The 17,449-nt window shown below is 77.0% G+C and carries 11 protein-coding genes; 7 read left to right on the top strand and 4 right to left on the bottom strand.

Features of this window, described 5'->3' with window-relative positions:
* Positions 1–314: 314 nt before the first annotated feature.
* Both ACYQBY_RS07045 and ACYQBY_RS07050 read right to left on the bottom strand, forming a co-directional pair.
* A complete protein-coding gene (locus ACYQBY_RS07045) occupies positions 315–1,388 on the bottom strand; it encodes an LLM class F420-dependent oxidoreductase (protein WP_459643138.1) in 1,074 nt (357 codons plus the stop codon).
* Positions 1,389–1,461: 73 nt separating this feature from the next.
* Positions 1,462–2,388, bottom strand: a complete 927-nt coding sequence (locus tag ACYQBY_RS07050; RefSeq protein WP_459643139.1) for a LysR family transcriptional regulator — start codon at positions 2,386–2,388, stop codon at positions 1,462–1,464.
* A gap of 88 nt (positions 2,389–2,476) precedes the next feature.
* On the opposite strand from ACYQBY_RS07050, the gene ACYQBY_RS07055 reads away from it, so the two are divergent.
* Positions 2,477–3,562: an SLAC1 family transporter gene (locus tag ACYQBY_RS07055; RefSeq protein ID WP_459643140.1), complete on the top strand. Its 1,086-nt coding sequence runs from the start codon at positions 2,477–2,479 to the stop codon at positions 3,560–3,562.
* A 10-nt stretch (positions 3,563–3,572) separates the two neighbouring features.
* Here the strand turns inward: ACYQBY_RS07055 and ACYQBY_RS07060 are convergent, their stop codons facing one another.
* The gene (locus ACYQBY_RS07060; RefSeq protein WP_459643141.1) at positions 3,573–5,405 is read right to left on the bottom strand and encodes a diguanylate cyclase domain-containing protein; all 1,833 of its coding nucleotides are present in this window, start codon (positions 5,403–5,405) and stop codon (positions 3,573–3,575) included.
* A gap of 235 nt (positions 5,406–5,640) precedes the next feature.
* Between ACYQBY_RS07060 and ACYQBY_RS07065 the strand changes: the two genes are divergently transcribed.
* Entirely contained in the window at positions 5,641–7,974 is a 2,334-nt protein-coding gene (locus ACYQBY_RS07065) for a molybdopterin-dependent oxidoreductase (protein ID WP_459643142.1), read from the top strand.
* 116 nt (positions 7,975–8,090) lie between these two features.
* Positions 8,091–9,935: a serine/threonine-protein kinase gene (locus ACYQBY_RS07070; protein ID WP_459643143.1), complete on the top strand. Its 1,845-nt coding sequence runs from the start codon at positions 8,091–8,093 to the stop codon at positions 9,933–9,935.
* 1 nt (position 9,936) lies between these two features.
* On the opposite strand, the gene ACYQBY_RS07075 is transcribed toward ACYQBY_RS07070, so the two are convergent.
* Positions 9,937–11,262 (bottom strand): MFS transporter, encoded by a 1,326-nt coding sequence (locus ACYQBY_RS07075; protein WP_459643144.1) that lies wholly within the window; start codon positions 11,260–11,262, stop codon positions 9,937–9,939.
* Positions 11,263–11,484: 222 nt separating this feature from the next.
* Between ACYQBY_RS07075 and ACYQBY_RS07080 the strand changes: the two genes are divergently transcribed.
* From ACYQBY_RS07080 to ACYQBY_RS07095, 4 genes are all read left to right on the top strand, one after another.
* Positions 11,485–13,794, top strand: a complete 2,310-nt coding sequence (locus ACYQBY_RS07080) for a transglycosylase domain-containing protein (protein WP_459643145.1) — start codon at positions 11,485–11,487, stop codon at positions 13,792–13,794.
* The gene (locus ACYQBY_RS07085) at positions 13,791–15,179 is read left to right on the top strand and encodes a glycosyltransferase 87 family protein (RefSeq protein WP_459643146.1); all 1,389 of its coding nucleotides are present in this window, start codon (positions 13,791–13,793) and stop codon (positions 15,177–15,179) included. The genes ACYQBY_RS07080 and ACYQBY_RS07085 overlap by 4 nt, the downstream gene beginning before the upstream one ends.
* Before the next feature lie 124 nt (positions 15,180–15,303).
* Positions 15,304–16,254, top strand: coding sequence for a ferritin-like domain-containing protein (locus ACYQBY_RS07090; RefSeq protein ID WP_459643147.1), 951 nt, complete (start codon positions 15,304–15,306; stop codon positions 16,252–16,254).
* A 100-nt stretch (positions 16,255–16,354) separates the two neighbouring features.
* On the top strand, positions 16,355–17,398 hold the full coding sequence (locus ACYQBY_RS07095; protein ID WP_459643148.1) for a cell wall-binding repeat-containing protein: 1,044 nt from the start codon (positions 16,355–16,357) through the stop codon (positions 17,396–17,398).
* The last annotated feature ends 51 nt before the right edge of the window (positions 17,399–17,449 follow it).

Below are 17,449 nucleotides of genomic sequence, written 5' to 3' on the forward strand. Positions count from 1 at the left end.
GGGTGGGAGAGTAGGACACCGCCGGACTACCCGTGACAGGCCCCACCCCCTCGCCACACCACGTGGCAGGGGGGTGGGGCCTCCACCATTTCCCAGACACCAACCAACACCCACAGGGCAATGCCGCTCCGGCACGGTCGCCGTGGCGAGACGCGCGAAACGTCGATCACTCGTGGGGAACATTGACCTGGCCGACGGTGGATGTGCCGGCTGCAACAGGCATGAGGGGTGCACCACGGTCCGGTGACGGATCGCGGGTGCGCCCCTTCCTCGTTGTCAGGAGCAGAACCACACTCCCGGACACCCTCACGCGGTCAGTCGGTCGCCAGCGGCCTCACCACGGCGGCAACCGCCGACAGCGCCTCGAGCTTCCCCTCGGTGGAAGCGGCCATCGGAGCCACGACGATCGTGGTCACCCCGGCGGCGGCGTACTCCGCGACGCGCGAGGCGAGCGCCTCACGCGGGCCGATGAGGCATGTCGCGTCGAGGAAGCCCTGCGGCACCGCCAGAGCGGCGTCCCGTGGCTGCCGGGCCAGGTAGAGGCGTTGGACCTCGTCGGCCTCCGCACCGAAACCCATGCGCGTCGCGAGACGGTGGTAGAAGTTCGTCGAGCGTGATCCCATCCCGCCGAGGTACAGCGCGGTGTGTGCTCGCACCCCCTGCTCCGCCTCGGCTCGCTCCGCTCCGGTCGCGGCCGTCACCACGAGCGGGACCGTCGGGGCGATGTCGAAGGCCGGCGCGGCCCCCCGCGGGGTGGCGCGGGCCCGGCCGGCGGCGAGCCGCTCCATCTGCTCCGCGCAGTGCTCCGGGCTGAAGTAGGCCGGGAGCCAGCCGTCGGCGATCTCACCGGCGAGCTCGACGTTCCTCGGCCCCACGGCCGCGAGGTAGATCGGCAGGTCCGGCCGGGGCGCCGGCATGGCGAGCCGCAGCGGGACACCGGGCCCGTCGGGCAGCGGCAGGTGCAGGTGCCGGCCTTCGTACCGGACGGGCTTGCGGGCCAGAGCGAGACGGATCACGTCCACGTACTCGCGGGTGCGCTGCAGCGGGGCGTCGAAGCGGGTGCCGTGCCAGCCCTCCGAGACCTGCGGGCCGGACACGCCCAGGCCGAGCCGGAAACGGCCCCCAGAGACGCCGTCGAGGGTGGCGGCCGTCATCGCCGTCGCCGCCGGAGTCCTGCCCGGTATCTGCATGACCGCGGAGACGAGGTGGATGCGGGAGGTCTGCGCGGCGAGCCACGCCAGCACGGTCGGTGAGTCCGACCCGTACGCCTCCGCCGCGTGCACGGCGTCGAACCCCAGCTCCTCCGCCCGCCTCGTCAGCGCCAGCGCCTCACCGGCCGCCGTCGCCGGGTCGCCGACCAGGTACCCGAGGCTCAGTGCGAGGCGCATGCGCACACCCTAAGGACCGGGCGGTGAGCGGTCGATCACCCAGGGGTGACCGGTGTGCTGCCGGTGGCGATGCTCAGCTACCGCGGGCGACGGCCAGCAGGTCGCGCGCCGCGCCCGCGGGAGGCGTCGAGGCTCCCACCCACACGGCGCGCAGCCGCCGGGAGAGGTCGAGCTCGGCGACCGGGACGGTGGCGAGCCTGCCGGAGTTGAGGTCTCCCTCGGCGGCGAGCCGGCTCAGCACCGCCGGGGCGCTGCCGGCCCGGACCGCCTCCCGCACCGCCGTCGACGTCGTCAGCTCCACGGCCGGCGGAGCCAGGACCAGTCCGCGCGCGGCCAGCGCCTCCTCCAGGACGCGCCGGGTCCCCGACCCCTCCTCCCGGGCGACCAGTGCGGTGCCGGCCAGCTCCCGCGCGCTGAGCGGCCCACGCCTCCGTGTCCACGGGTGGCCGGCGGCCACGACGACGACCAGCTCGTCACGCGCCACGTCCTGCCACCTCAGGTCCCGCGGAACGTCAGGCCCCTCGACGAAACCCAGGTCGGCGTCCCCGGAGCGCAGCGCCTCCGCGACGCGCTCGGAGTTCGTGGCCGTCAGCGTCACCGACGTCGGTGGCCGGCCCGCGGCCTGCTGCCGGCTGCGGACGGTGATCAGCCAGCGCGGGAGCAGGTGCTCGGCGACCGTCATGCTCGCCGCCACCCGCAGTCGTTCGCTGCGGTCGGCGCGCAGCGTGGCGATGCCGTGGTCCACCTCGCTGGCCACGTCCAGCAGACGCGCCGCCCACTCCACCAGCACCGTGCCGGCCTCCGTCAGCCGCGAGCCCCGCGGTGAGCGCAGCAGCAGCGGCGCCCCGACCTGCGCCTCCACGCCCCGCAACCGCGCGGAGGCCGCCTGCTGGGTGATGCCGTGGATGCGGGCCGCCGCGCCGATGCTCCCGGTGCGGGCCGTGTCGACGAGCAGTTCGAGGGCGGACAGCTCGGGCAGGTGGGTGCTGAGGGGCACCATCCCACCGTAGCCAGTCACAACGCCTGCCTGTGGGTCGGCAGCCCTGCGGCCTCTACCGGTGCTGTCCGGGCGCGCCGATCCTCGGACCGTGAGCACCACCAGCGCCCCCGCCCTGTCCCTGACCGCCGTGCGGACGGACCCCTTCGCGCACATCGGCCCCAACTGGTTCACCACGGTCATGGGCACCGGCATCGTCGCCACAGCGCTGGCGACCCTCGTGCCGGCGCAGGGCGTTCCCGGGGTCGGCGCCGTCGCGGGCGGGATGTGGTCCCTCGCGCTGCTGCTCCTGCTCACGGTCGGCGCGGCCACCGTCGTCCACTGGGTCCGCCACCCGAGGACCGCCCGCGGGCACCTCGGGGACCCCGTCATGGCCCACGCCTACGGCGCTCCCGCCATGGCGCTGCTCACGGTCGGCGCCGGGGCCCTGCTGGCCGGCGAGGACCTCCTCGGGACCCGCGCCGCCGTCGCGGTGGACGTGGCGCTGTGGACGGCGGGGACGGCGCTCGGGGTGCTGACGACGGTCCTCGTGCCCTGGCGGGTGCTGCGCAACCCCCGGCGGCAGCCGGTCACCGCGGCGTGGCTGATGCCGGTGGTGCCGCCCATGGTGAGCGCGGCGACCGGGGCGCTGCTCGTGCCCCACCTGCCCGGCGCGGCAGGGCGCGTGCTGCCCGTGGTGTGCGTGGCGCTCTTCGCCCTCGCCGCGGCCGCCAGCCTGGTGGTCCTGGCCGCGCTGGTGGCCCGCCTCGCCCGGCACGGCGCGGGGCCCGCGGCGACGGCCCCCACGCTCCTGCTGGTGCTCGGCCCGCTGGGCCAGTCCGTCACCGCGGCCGGCGCGCTGGCCACCGCCGCGCCCTGGCTGGTGTCCCCGGACGTCGCCCTGGCCTACGGGGGGCCCGTGGAGGTGCTCGCGCTGCTGTGGGCGGTTCTCGCCGCCGGTGTGGTGTTCCGCGCGGTGCGGCGCGGGATGCCGTTCACCCTGTCGTGGTGGGCGTTCACGTTCCCGGTGGGGACGGTCGTCACGGGGGCCGGTCAGCTCGCCGTGCACAGCGGCTCGGCGGCGCTCGCTGCCGGCGCGGCCGCCGGCTGGGCGGTCCTGCTGCTCGCGTGGGGCGTGGTGGCCGTGCGCACGCTGCGCGGGGTGCTCGACGGCACGCTCCTCGCCCCACCGCGGTGAGCGCGGGCGCTCAGGTGCCGGTGCGCTGCCCGTCGTCGCGCAGGTCCACGACGCCGGAGCGGCGCACCCGCCCCTTGCCGCTGCGCTTGGCCCGGTACATCGCCTCGTCGGCGTCGTGCAGGACCCGCCGGGCCTCGGAGGTGTGCTCCGCGAGCGCGACGCCGATGCTGACGCCGACGCCGAAGCTCCACCCGGCGACCTCGAACGGCGCGCGCATGGCCTCCACGACCCGCTGCGCGACGGCGTAGGCGGCTCCCTCGTCCGGCAGGTCCGGGCACACCACGGCGAACTCGTCCCCGCCGATGCGGGCGACCGTGTCGCCCGGCCGCACCGCCGAGCCGAGCCGGGCGGCGGTCTCGACGAGCACCTGGTCCCCGGCGGCGTGCCCGCCGGTGTCGTTGACGGGTTTGAAGTCGTCCAGGTCGCAGTACAGCAGCGCGACCTGGTGGCCGGAGCGGCTCGCGGCGCTGAGCGCGTGCCGCAGCCGGTCCTCCAGCAGCACGCGGTTCGGCAGGCCGGTGAGGTGGTCGTGCACCGCGGCCTCGCGCAGGCGGCGCTGGGCGGCGCGGCGCTGGGTGCAGTCGATCACCTGCACGACGGCGGCCACGTGCTGCTCGTCGCCACCGGGGGCGGGCCACGTCGCGATGGCCAGCTCCAGCCAGGTGTCGCCGTCGCCGTGGCGCAGCTCGGCGTGCCAGGAGGACTCGGCGCCGGAGGCCAGCGCCCGCACGGCCCGCGCGAACGTCGCCCGGTGCCCGGGCCAGACCTGCTCGGACCAGTCCGAGCCGGGCGCGATGCGGCCGGGCCCGCCGAGCACCGCGCTCAGCCGGGTGTTGACGCGGGCGACGACGGCGGAGCCGTCGCGGTCCAGGCGCAGCAGCGCCACGCCGAGGAGGGCGTCGTCGAAGGTGCGGCGGAACAGCTCCTCGCGCTGCTGCGCCTGCTCCACCGCCCGGTCGCGGGAGCGCACCACGAGGGACGTCACCAGGGCCACCGCGCCGGCGGTGAACAGCAGCGCCTGCAGTGTGGGGGTGACGAGGGAGGGGTCCTGGCCGTGACCGTAGGGCCCACGGCCCGCCTCGGTGCCGGCGCAGGCGACGACGGCGACGAGCAGCAGCCCGAACAGGGTGCGCCGCGGTCCGGTGCGCGCGGCGGCCCACAGGACCGGCACGACGATGACGAAGGCCCACGCGGTGCTGCCGGAGGACCAGAACACGACCGCGGCGGTACCGGTGCAGGCCACGAGCGCGCCGAGTCCCTCCAGGTCCCGGGTGCCGGGCCGGTGCGGCGCGCGGCGGGGGGCCGGAGAGGTGCTCCCGGCGAGCAGCAGCAGCGGTGTCACGAGCACCAGGCCGAGGAGCTGGGTCAGGGCGTTGCCCCGCAGGTCGACCTCGGGGGCCAGTGCCGCCAGCACGGCGGTGGCGCAGCCCACGCCCACGAGGGCGGCGAGCCCGAGCAGCCAGGCGTCGCGGCCGCGGGAGAGCAGGGTGCGGGTACGGGTGCGGGCCACCAGCTCGCCGGCAGCGAGGCACTGGGCGGCCGCGGCGAGCGCGTGCGCACCGGCGGCGGCGGGGTCGATGCCACCGGCCGCGGTGCCGACCGCGGTGCCGGCCAGGGTGCCCGCGGCGACCCAGGCGCGGGAGCGCGAGCGGCGGACGGCCAGGGCGAGGGCGAGACCGGCGCTGGGCCACCAGACGGTGGCGCTGACGTCGTCCGCACCGGAGGTGTACAGGCTGAGGTGGGCCAGCAGGCCGGTGAGCGCGGCGGTGGTCAGGGCGAGGCGGGGGCCGGAGGGTGCCGGGGGGCGCGCGGTGCCCGTGGCCGGCTGCGGGGTGTCGCTCATCGTCGCCCCTCCTCTCTCCTGGCTGCGCCGATCGGGTGAGCGGGCTGTTCCGCCCGCCCGGTGTGGGGGTGCTGCGTCCGGCAGCGGTGGAGCGCGCGCCCTGAACACTACTTTGGGTCACTGCTGCATACGCAAAGTCAGGCTACGTCGAGGGGCCGCCGCCACCGTCCGCCACGCCGCGGGCCGCCCCGGGCGGCGGGACGCGTCCCGTGCCGGGGCGGGGCATCCTGCTGGGGTGGCACCCCCCGACCGGCCCGCGCGCAGCCTCAGCCACTGGGGTGCCTTCAGCGCACGCCACCTCGGGGACGGCGCCCTGGACGTGCGCCCGCACCCGCAGGACCGGTACCCCTCGGCGCTCCTGGCCAACCTGCCCGCCGCCGCCGCGCGCCGCGGCCGGGTTCTGCAGCCCACCGTCCGGCGCGGCTGGTGGGAGGACGGCCCGGGCCCGGACCCCCGCCGCGGCGACGACGAGTGGCTCACCGTCGGCTGGGACGACGTCCTCGACCGGCTCGCCGGGGAGTTCCGGCGCGTCATCGACCGGCACGGCCCCGCCGCGGTCTTCGGCGGCTCCTACGGCTGGGCCAGCGCCGGGCGCTTCCACCACGCCCAGAGCCAGGTCCACCGCTTCCACAACGCCCTGGGGGGCAGCACCCGCTCCGTCACCACCTACAGCCACGGAGCGGCCGAGGTGCTGCTGCCCCGCGTCGTCGGGAGCCTCGCCCCGCTGGAGGAGCCCACGTCCTGGTCGGTGCTCGAGCAGCACACCGAGCTGTTCGTGTGCTTCGGCGGGCTGCCCGCGAAGAACACCGCCGTCAGCTACGGCGGCACCACCGGCCACGTCGTCCCCGGCCACCTGCAGCGCGCCCGCCGGCGCGGGGCGCGGTTCGTGCTCGTCGGGCCCCTGCGCGACGACCTCGCGGCCGACCTCGACGCCGAGTGGCTGCCCCTGGTGCCCGCCACCGACACCGCCCTGCTGCTCGGCCTGTGCTCCGCGCTGGTCGAGGAGGGCCTGCACGACACGGCGTTCCTCGAGCGGTACTGCGCCGGGGCGGACGTGTTCCTCGCCTCCCTGCGCGGCGAGGGCGGTGGCGCGGCCCGGACCCCGGAGTGGGCCGCCGGCCTCACCGGCATCCCCGCCGGGCGCATCCGGGGGCTGGCCCGGGAGATGGCCGCCGCCCGCACCATGATCACGGTGAGCTGGTCGCTGCAGCGCGCCCGCTACGGCGAGCAGCCCCTGTGGGCGGCGATCGCCCTGGCCGCGCTGCTCGGGCAGGTCGGCCTGCCCGGCGGCGGGTTCGGGCACGGCTACGCCTCCACCGGCGGCGTCGGCCGGCCGAGGCGCAAGCACGCCCTGCCCACCCTGCCGCAGGGCCGCAACCCCGTGCGCGAGCGCATCCCCGTCGCCCGCATCGCCGACGCCCTCCTGCACCCGGGCGAGGGGTACGCGTTCGACGGGCAGGTGCGGCGCTACCCCGACCTGCGCCTGGTGCACTGGTGCGGCGGCAACCCCTTCCACCACCACCAGGACCTCGGCCGGCTGCGCCGCGCGTTCCGGCGGCCCGACACCGTCCTCGTGCAGGACCCGTTCTGGACGTCGACCGCGCGGCACGCCGACGTCGTGCTGCCCTCCACGACGCCCCTGGAGCGGGAGGACCTCGGTGCCGCCCGCTACGACGACCACCTGCACCTCATGGAGCGGGTGCACCCACCGCTGGGGCAGGCGCGGGACGACTACGACGTGTTCGCCGCGCTCGCCGCCCGCCTCGGGGCGGAGGAGGTGTTCACGGAAGGCCGCACGTCGGCGCAGTGGCTGGAGCACCTGTACGAGACCTGGCGCACCGGCCCGGCGTCGCGGGCGGGTGTCCACGCGCCCGACATCGCCGGGTTCCGCGCGGCGGGGTCGCTGCGGCTGCCCCCCGAGGAGCCGGTCGTGCTGTTCTCGGCGTTCCGGGCGGACCCGGGGGGCGCGCCGCTGCGGACCCCCAGCGGCCGCATCGAGATCGCCTCGGCCGCGGTCGCGGCGCTCGGGCTGGACGACTGCCCCGGCCACCCGGCGTGGCTGGAGCCGCAGGAGTGGCTGGGCTCGCCCCTCGCCGCGCGCCTCCCCCTGCACCTGGTCGCCAACAACCCCGCGAGCAGGCTGCACAGCCAGCTCGACCACGGGGCGACCAGCGCGGCGTCGAAGGTGGCCGGGCGCGAGCCGCTGCGCATGCACCCGCGGGACGCGCGCGCCCGGGGGCTGGGCGACGGGGACGTCGTGGTGGTGCGCAGCCTGCGCGGCAGCTGCCTGGCGGGGCTGGTGGTCTCCGACGCGGTGCGCCCGCAGGTGGTGCAGATGTCGACGGGGGCGTGGTTCGACCCCGTCGCGGGCGCCGCGGCCGGGGTGACGTGCGGCCACGGCAACGTCAACGCGGTGACGGCGGACGTGGGCACCTCCCGGCTGGGGCAGGGCTGCACCGGCCAGCACGCCCTCGTCGAGGTGGAGGCCTTCCGCGGCGATCCACCCACGGTGACGGCCCACGACGCTCCGCTGACCACTGGCGTGGGGGGTCCCGGAACGGCGGGCTGAAGGGCGGCATCCACCCCTCGGACGCGTGGAGAACGGGAACGGGTCGCGCGGGGTACGGCAGAATGCGGCCGATTCCGTGCGCTCGAGTGCACGGACGAGGCGCGGAGGTATCGCTCGTGAGCACCGAGGGCTGGTCCGACGACCGCTTGACGGCCGCGAACGTGCCCCAGGTCGTCCGGCACCGGGCCGGCCCGGACGACGACCCGGACCGCTACGAGTTCCTCGGGGCCGTCGAGGGCGCCGTCGACGAGTCCTGGCACGCGCTCGACCAGCGTGCCCCCACGGGTGAGGCGCTGCGGGTGCTGACCCTCCTGCGGCCCGGGGCACCGGCCCCCGCGGAGGACGTGGCCGGGGCGCCGGCGGGCGGGCCCCCGGACCCGGACGCCGTGTGGGACGCCCGTGCCGACGAGCTGTCCTCCCTGCGCCACTCGCGCGTGGCGCGGGTCCTGTCGGTCTTCACGGGCACCGCGCCCCACCCGCCCGCCGGGGTGCTGCCCGGGCGCGGCGCGGGCGCCCGCGGCGGCCGGTGGCGCTACGTCGTGTCGGAGCACGTGCCCGGGCGTTCCGTCGCCGAGTGGTTGCGCGACGATCCCGACGCGTCGCTGCGGGACCGGCTCGCGGTCCTGGCCAACGCCGCCGGGCTCCTGAACGACCTGCACCGCGGTGACGTGGGCCGCCCGCCGTTCGTGCACGGCGGGGTGACACCCCGCTCGCTGCGGCTGGCGACCTCCACCCCCTCCGGCGGCGTGGTGCTGACCGGGGCCGCGCTGGCGCTGCACGCGGTGCGCTCCCCGGGACCCGCGGACCGCTCCGCCGTGGCGTACACGGCGCCGGAGGTCCTGGCGGGCGCGGCGCCGACGCCCGCAGCGGACGCGTTCGCCCTGGCGGCGACCGCGGTGCACCTGCTCACCGGCGCGGCGCCCGTGCAGGACCCCGAGGGCGGCCCCGACCTGCCCGAGGTGCGGCGCCAGCTCGCGGCGGCACCGCTGACGGCCGGGCTGCCGGCGCTGCGGGAGGGCCTCCTGCAGGCCCTGGCCCTGGATCCCCGGCAGCGCCCGGACCGCCTCCCCGCGTGGGTGAACGGGTTGCGGGCCGACCTCGTGGCGGCGGACGAGCAGCAGACCGCCGCCCTGTCCCTGCCGGAGCTGGTGCAGGAGCGGCTCCAGGCGGCGGCTCCGGTCGCCGCCGTCGCGGCCGCCACCCGCCGGCGCGACCCGTCGAGGCGCCCCCTGGTCATGGTCGCCGCGGCCGTGGTCCTGGCCACCTCGGCGGCCGCCGCGGCGGTCGGCGTCGTGCAGACCGGGCGCCTGCGCGACGTGCCCAACCCCGTCGACGTGGTGACCAGCCCGCCGCCGGCGACGTCCTCCCCGGTGGCCCCGTCCCCCTCCGGCACCGAGCCGGCCACGTCCCCGGTCCCGTCCGCGCCGAGCGGCACGGCCACGCCCCGCCGCTCCCCGCGCACGAGCACCCCGCCGGTCCCACCGTCCACGACGACACCCCCGCCGGAGAGCACCCCGCCGACGCTCCCGCCCCCGGCCCCGACACCGCCTGCTCCGCCCCTGCCCGCGCCGCCCGCTCCCGCACCGCCGCCGGCTCCCGCGCCGGCACCACCGGTCCCTGCGCCGCCGTCACCGGCCCCGCCGCCGCCGACGACCACGCCCAGGCCGACGCCCCCGCCGACGACGCCACCGCCGCCGCCGGAACCCGCCCCGACGACGCCGCCGCCGTCGTCGCCCGCCCCGACGCCCCCGCCGGCGCCCGAACCCGACCCGGAGCCCCCGGCACCGACACCGCCGGGCAACCCGCGCCCGGACCCGCCGGGCAACCCGCGCCCGGACCCGCCGGGCAACCCGCGCCCGGACCCGCCGCGCAACCCGCGCCCGGACCCGCCGGGTCGACCGGGCCCGGAACTGCCGGACGTCCTGCCGGAGCTGCCGGGACCGCTGCTGCCCGGCGGCTGAGCTACGCCGGGACGACCACGGCCCGCGGCGGCAGGCCCACCCGGCGGTAGAGCAGGGCGGTTCCCCAGTACGCCGCCCCCAGGCACACCGCGAGGGACCCGAAGCGGCCGTCGGGCGGCAGCAGCACCGCCGCCACGCCCGCGGCCACCACGAACGCCCCGTTGAACACGAGGTCGTAGAGGGTGAAGACCCGCCCGCGGAAGGCGTCGTCCACGGTGCGCTGCACCACCGTGTCCACGCCGATCTTCGCGCCCTGCCCCGCCCCGCCGAGGACGACGGCGCAGACGACGAGGGCCGCCACGTCCGTGCGCCAGCCCGCGACGGCCTGCGCCGCCCCCGCGACGGCGAGACAGCCGCAGATCCAGGTGCGCAGCGACCCCTGCCGGGTACCCCACGGCGCGCACACCGCGGCCAGCGCCGCCCCCGCCCCCGCGGCGGTCAGCAGGGCCGTCAGCAGCGCCAGCCCGGCCGCGGGGTCCTGCGGGTCGGTCAGGGTCCGGCGGCACAGCACGACGAACGCGACCGTCGTCACCCCGAAGGCGAAGCGGTGCACGGCGACGACACCCAGCGCCCACGCCGGCGCCCTGCGCCGCACGGCGTGCTGAGCGCCGCCGAGCAGGTCCCGGCCCAGGACCGCCAGCCGTGACGCGGCGCCCGCCGGAGCGCTGCCCGGCACGTGCCCGCCGGGCGGGTGCACCGGCCCCAGCAGCGACACCCCGATGCGCAGGGCCGCCAGCCCCGCCACCAGGTACACGCCGGCCGCGACCCCGAGCAGGACCGCGTCCGAGGCCGCACCCGGCGGCAGGGCCGAGCGCAGCGCCACCGCGGCCAGGGCGCCTCCCCCCGCGGCCACCGTGCCCGCCGTGGGCACGACGCTGTTGGCCAGCGCGAGGTCCTCGCGGCGCACGACGTGCGGCAGGGACGCGGACAGCCCCGCCAGCAGGGCGCGGTTCACGGACAGCGCCGCCAGGGCCAGGACGACCACCACGACGTCGGGCGCCCCGGCCGCCAGGACCAGCGCGGTGAGCGCGACCACCACGGCGCGGGCGGAGTTGGCGGCGACGAGGACCTGCCTGCGGCGCCAGCGGTCCAGGGCGATGCCCGCCCACGGCCCGACCAGCGCGAACGGCAGCAGCAGCACGGCGAAGCCGGCCGCGACCGCGGCGGGGCCGGCCTGCCGCTCCGGCGAGAAGATCAGCAGGGACGCCAGGCCGGCCTGGAAGACGCCGTCGCCGCCCTGCCCGAGGAGCCGCACCAGCAGCAGGCGGCGCAGGTCCCGCCGTCGCAGCAGCCGCCCGAACCCCTCGAGCACCCCGTCCTCCGGCACGGCCCCACGGTAGGGGAGTGCGGGGAGGTGTCCGGTGGTTGTCGTGGAGGCCCGCACACCACGGCCGTGCCGCCGCCGGGGCCGGGCCCGGAGCGCGCATACTGGCCGGGGCGGGCCCGCGCTCGGATCCGGCCGCGCCGCCGGGCCTCCCCGGCACCGAGCAGGATCGACGACGACGCGCGGCGGCACCGCTGCGCCCACCGACCGGAGGACCGCACCGCCGTGGCAGCACGCCGACCGACCGTCGCCCGCACCACCGTGCCCGCGCGCCCGCCGTCCGCTCCCCGCGCCCCCCGCCGTCCGGGGCGTGCGCGCCGGCTCGGGCTGTGGCTCGTGGGCCTGCTCACCGCCGGGCTCGTCCTAGGGGTCGGTGCCTTCGTGGCCGCGTACGCCTTCACGACGATCCCGGACCCGAACGAGCTGGCCGAGGCGCAGGTCAGCACCGTCTACCACAGCGACGGCACGACGCCGATCGGCCGCTTCGTCGACGCCGACGGCAACCGCGTCCCGGTGACCATCGACCAGGTCCCCGAGCCCGTGCAGCGGGCGGTGCTGGCCGCGGAGGACCGCAGCTTCTACGAGAACCGCGGGGTCTCCCCGACGGGCATCGCGCGCGCCTTCTGGAACAACGTGCGCGGCGGCGACACCCAGGGCGGCTCCACGATCACCCAGCAGTACGTGAAGAACTACTTCCTCAGCGCGGACCAGTCGTACACGCGCAAGTTCAAGGAGTTCTTCATCGCGCTGAAGGTCGACGAGCAGCAGAGCAAGGGCGAGACGCTCGCGGACTACCTCAACACCGTCTACTTCGGCCGGCGCGCGTACGGCATCCAGACCGCCTCGCAGGCGTACTTCGGCAAGGACGTCGGCCAGCTCACCGTCTCCGAGGGTGCCGTGCTCGCCGGGCTGCTCGCCGCGCCGAGCTCCTACGACCCCAAGGTCAACCCCCAGGCGGCGGAGCGGCGCTGGAACTACGTCATGGACGGCATGGTGGAGGAGGGCTGGCTGACGGCGGCCGAGCGCGCCGCGACGACGATGCCGCCCACCATCGACGCGCCGCCCAACCGGGACCTCGAGGGCCCCAACGGCTACCTGCTGGCGACGGTGAAGGCCGAGCTGCAGAGCGAGGCCGTGGGGCTGACCGAGGAGGAGATCGACCGCGGCGGCCTGAAGATCGTCACCACGTTCGACCCGGCGGTGCAGCGCTCGGCGGAGGAGGCGGTGCGCGAGAACCTGCCCGAGAAGGTCCCCGCCGGGCTGCGCGTGGGGCTGGTCTCGATCGACCCGCGCGACGGCGGGGTGCGCGCGATGTACGGCGGCGCCGACTACCTGCGCAACCAGCTCAACGCGGTGACGCAGGCGCAGGCGCAGGCTGGCTCGACGTTCAAGCCGTTCACGCTGGTCGCGGCGCTGGAGAAGGGCGTGAGCCTGCGCTCCACGTTCAACGGCAACAGCCCGCTGGCGCTGAAGAGCTGGGGCAAGGAGACCGTCGAGAACTTCGGCGACACCTCCCAGGGGCGCCAGGACCTGATGGCGGCCACCGCCAGCTCCACCAACACCGTGTACGCCCAGCTCAACGACATCGCCACCCCCGCGGGGACCAAGGCCGTCGCGGTCCGCGCGGGCGGCTTCGACCCGAAGACCCTCAGCGAGGTCCCCTCCAACGTCCTCGGCTCGGACACCGTGCGCCCGATCAACATGGCGCAGGCGTACGCGACGTTCGCCGCGCAGGGGGTGCGCCGCACCTGGCACACCGTCGCGCAGGTCAGCGACCCGACGGGCAAGGTGACGTACAAGGCCTCCCCGCGGGAGGAGCGCGTCTTCGAGGAGGGCGTCGCGGCCGACGCCACGTACGCCATGCAGCAGGTCGTGCAGCGCGGCAGCGGCTCGTACGCCAAGCGTCTCGGGCGCCCCGCCGCGGGCAAGACGGGCACCTCGACCAGCAACAGGTCGGCGTGGTTCGCGGGGTACACCCCGCAGCTGGCGACGGTCGTGGTGATGTTCCAGCAGGACGAGGCGGGCAACCCCGTTCCCCTCCGGGTGTCCGGCGTCCGCGAGGTCACGGGCGGCTCCTACCCGGTGCGGATGTGGACGAGCCACATGCGCACGGCGCTGGAGGGCCAGGAGGAGCTGGACTTCCCCAGGCCGAGGTACGTGGGCAAGGCGCGCGGCGGGGGCAGCTCCACCAGCACGCCGTCGCGGACGCGCTCGACGTCGCGCCCGAGCTCGACGTCGAGCAGCAGCTCCGCGCCGTCGCAGTCGTCCTCGCCGTCCTCCCCGGAGGCGTCCCCGTCCTCGCCCACGGGCAGCGGCACCCCCTCGCAGGGCGCGACCAGCGGCTCCGGTGAGGGTGGCGGTGGCGACGGGGGTTCGGCGAGCCCCCAGCCCACGGGCTCCTCGGGCTCCTCGGGGCGCTCCGGTGGCACCCCGGCCCCCGAGCCCACCGGCGGTGGCGGTGGCGGCGACGGCGGTGGGGGTGGTGGCGGCGACGGCGGGCAGACCCCCGGCGCCGCGGCCGAGGCCACCCGGTGAGCGGGCCGGCGGTCGCCCCGTCCGCCACCGACCCCCTCGCCCGCGCGGCGAGCGAGGTCGTCGGCGGCCCCTGGGGCCGGCACGCCGGGAGCGGGCCGCGCCTGCTGACGCCGCTCGTGGTGCTGCTGCCCCTGGCCGTGCTGGGCGCCGCACTCGGGGTCCTGCAGAAGCAGCACTGCCGCGAGGAGGGCTGGCGCACGCCCGACCAGTTCTTCCACGCCTGCTACAGCGACGTGCCCGTCGTGTTCACCTCCTCCGGCCTGGCGTCCGGTGCGGGCCCCTGGTCGGGGCAGGTGGCGCTGGGGCAGCCGCCCCTGACCTCCGCGCTGGCGTGGCTGCTGGGGCTGCTGGCGCCGCGCGACGTGTCGGTGGAGGCGCAGCGGGCGTACTTCGACGCGGCGACGGTGTCGCTGGCGGTGCTGCTGGTGCTCGTGGTCGCGGCGGTGGCGGTGATGGCGGGGCGCCGGCGCTGGGACGCGGCGCTGGTGGCGGCGAGCCCCCTGGTGCCGCTGGCGGCGCTGGTGTCCCTGGACCTGCTCGGGGTGGCGCTGGCCACGCTCGGGCTGGCGGCGTGGGCGCGGCGGCGGCCCCTCGCGGCGGGGGTGCTGCTGGGCCTGGCGGTGACGGCCCGCACGTACCCGCTGCTGCTGCTGCTCGCGCTGGGGCTGCTGGCGCTGCGCGCCGGGCGCCTGCGGGCCTTCGCCGTGGCCGTCGCCGGCGCCGCGGCGGCGGTGCTCGCGGTGGTCCTGCCGCTGGCGGCGACGCAGGGCGCGGCGTGGTCGGCGTACCTGACGCAGTGGTGGTCGCGGCAGGCCGGGTACGGCTCGCCGTGGATGGTGCCGCAGCTGCTCGAGCAGGCGGTGCGGGACCGGGCCGCGACGGGCCTGGGGGCCGGGGCGGTGACGGCGCTGTCGCTGGTGTCGGGGGCGCTGGTGGTGGCGGGGGTGGCGCTGCTGGTGCTGTGGGCGCCGCGTCGGCCGCGGGTGCCGCAGGTGGCGCTGCTGCTGGTGGCGGGCCTGCTGCTGACGGGCAAGGCGCTGCCGGTGCAGGCGTCGCTGTGGTTGCTGCCGCTGGCGGCGCTGGCCGTGCCGCGCTGGCGCGAGCACGCCGTGTGGGTCGCCACGGAGGCGGTGTACTTCGTGGGGGTGTGGCTGTTCCTGGCCGGGCAGTCGGTCCCGGACCGGGGGCTGCCCTCGGAGCTGTACCTGCTGGTCCTGCTGCTGCGGCTGGCGGGCATCGGCTGGCTGGTCGTGGTGGTGGTGCGGGACGTGAGCGCCCCGGAGCGGGACGTGGTGCGCTCCGGCGACGGGGCCGGCGGGGTCGACGACCCGGCCGGCGGGGACCTCGACGGGGCGCCGGACGCACTGGTCGTGCGCATCGCGTGACGTTTTTGTCACCGAACGCCATCCGCGGGCGCGAGGGCTCCGAACGTGAACCGGACGGCAAGGGTGCCGTCCGGTCACGGGGCCCGACCGGCCCGGTGGCCCCCGCGAGGATCGAGGGCCGCAGATGTTCGGAAAGTCCCTGCTCATGGACATGATCAACAGGAGCGCGGAGACACCCGCCGACCGCAGGCGGTTCCTGCGCGGCGCGGGCCTGCTGGGCCTGGGTGTGGTGGGTGCCGGTGCCGCCGGGGCGGGTGCCGCGACGTCGGCGGCCGCGCTGACGCCCGAGGAGGAGGCGGCCAGCGACGCGACGGTCCTCAACTTCGCCCTCAACCTCGAGTACCTCGAGGCGGAGTTCTACTCCTACGCCGCCTACGGCCACGGCCTGGACACGGCCATGACCGGCGGCACCGGCACCCTGGGCGGTGTCACCGGCGGGCGGCGGGTGCCGTTCGCGACACGCGCGATCCGCCGCTACGCGGAGGAGATCGCCAACGACGAGATCGCGCACGTGAAGTTCCTGCGCACCGCGCTGGGCGGCTCGGCGGTGTCGCGCCCGGCCATCGACCTGCGCGACAGCTTCACGGCCGCGGCCCGGGCCGCGGGGCTCATCCCGGCGACGGGGACGTTCGACCCGTACGCCAGCGAGGAGAACTTCCTGCTGGCGGCGTTCATCTTCGAGGACGTCGGGGTCACCGCCTACAAGGGCGCGGCGCCGCTGGTGTTCAACAAGACGTTCCTGGAGGCCGCGGCCGGGATCCTGGCCGTGGAGGCCTACCACGCGGGCGTCGTGCGCAGCCTGCTGTACCAGCTGGAGCTGGCCGAGGCGACCGTCAAGATCTCCGACGCCCGCGACTCGCTGGACGGCACCTCGGACCTCGACCAGGGCGCGGTCAGCGGTGACCCGCGCTTCGGGCGCGCGAACATCGTCCCCACGGACGGGAACGGCATCGCCTTCAGCCGGAGCCCGGGGCAGGTCCTGAACGTCGTGTACCTGTCGCCGCGCGCGGTCACCCGGGGCGGGTTCTTCCCCGCCGGCGTCAACGGGGCGGTCAACACCAGTGCCGGCGCCTGACGCGGCCTGCTCCCACCGTGCGGCACCGGCGCCGCGCGGAACCCGGGGACGGACCACCCGCCGGACGACACGAACTTCGGCTCTCGACGTGGAGGCAAGAGTGAGCACAGCATCGTGGCGCGGGCGCGGGGTGTCCGCAGGGATCGCCGCCCTGGTGGGGATCGGGACGTGCGGGGCGCTGGCGGGGCCGGCGCAGGCCGCGCCCGGGTTCGTCTTCGACCAGCGCGTGGCCGGGGCCAACCGGGTGGAGACGGCCGTGGCGGCGTCCAAGGCGCTGTACCCGGCGGACGACAGCGCGGCCGCGGTCGTCGTGGTGAACCAGAACTCCGTCGTGGACGGGCTCAGCGCCGCCTACGCCGCGGGGGTCGTCAACGCGCCGATCCTCTACACCGACACCGACCGCGTGCCGGCCGCCACGGCCGCCGAGATCGAGCGGCTCGGTGCGGTGGCGGTGATCATCGTGGGCGGCGCGAGCGCGGTGTCGCCCGCCCTGGAGGCCGCGTGGAAGGCCGACGAGAAGGAGGTCGAGCGCCTGGCCGGGCGGGACCGGTACGAGACGGCGGCCGCCGTGGCGACGTGGGAGGAGGGCTACGTCCCGGAGCGGGTCTTCATCGCCTCCGGGGCGTCGGTGGCGGACGCGCTGGCGGCGGGCCCGCTGGCCTACGCCCGCAACTACCCGATCCTGCTGACCCGCACCGACGGGGTCCCGGCGTCGACGGCGGAGGCGCTGAAGAAGTTCGAGGGCAGCGCCAGGACGGTCCTGGGCGGCACCGGAGCGGTGTCCGAGAGCACGTACACGGCCCTCGGCGGCTCCCAGCGGCTCGGTGGCGCGAGCCGGCAGGAGACCGCGGTCCTCGTCGCGAACCACGCGGTGACCCTGGAGTTCTTCGACCCCAACAGCATCGCCCTGGTGGGCGGCGCCAACGGCAACGCCGTCGACGCGCTGGTGGCGGCGCCCCTGGCCGGGTCGAGGGGTGTGCCGGTGCTCTTCGTCCAGGGCAACGACGCGGTCGGCACGGTCACGGCGGACCACCTGCGCTCGCGGGCGGCCTCGCTGACCGGGGAGGGGCACGTCTTCGGCGGGCCCGCCGCGGTGACGGCGAACGCGGTCGCGCAGGCGAACGCGGCGGCCGGCGGCTCCTGAGAGGTGTCCCCGGGGCGCCGTCCCCCGGGGACGACGCCGCCCCCCGCGCCC

The sequence above is a fragment of the Kineococcus anabasis genome (assembly GCF_054590795.1).

Excerpts from the sequence above, each read along its gene's own strand:
- ACYQBY_RS07045 (WP_459643138.1), bottom strand. The coding sequence starts at position 1,388 with ATGCGCCTCGCACTGAGCCTCGGGTACCTGGTCGGCGACCCGGCGACG.
- ACYQBY_RS07090 (WP_459643147.1), top strand. The coding sequence starts at position 15,304 with ATGTTCGGAAAGTCCCTGCTCATGGACATGATCAACAGGAGCGCGGAG.
- ACYQBY_RS07050 (WP_459643139.1), bottom strand. The coding sequence starts at position 2,388 with ATGGTGCCCCTCAGCACCCACCTGCCCGAGCTGTCCGCCCTCGAACTG.
- ACYQBY_RS07060 (WP_459643141.1), bottom strand. The coding sequence starts at position 5,405 with ATGAGCGACACCCCGCAGCCGGCCACGGGCACCGCGCGCCCCCCGGCA.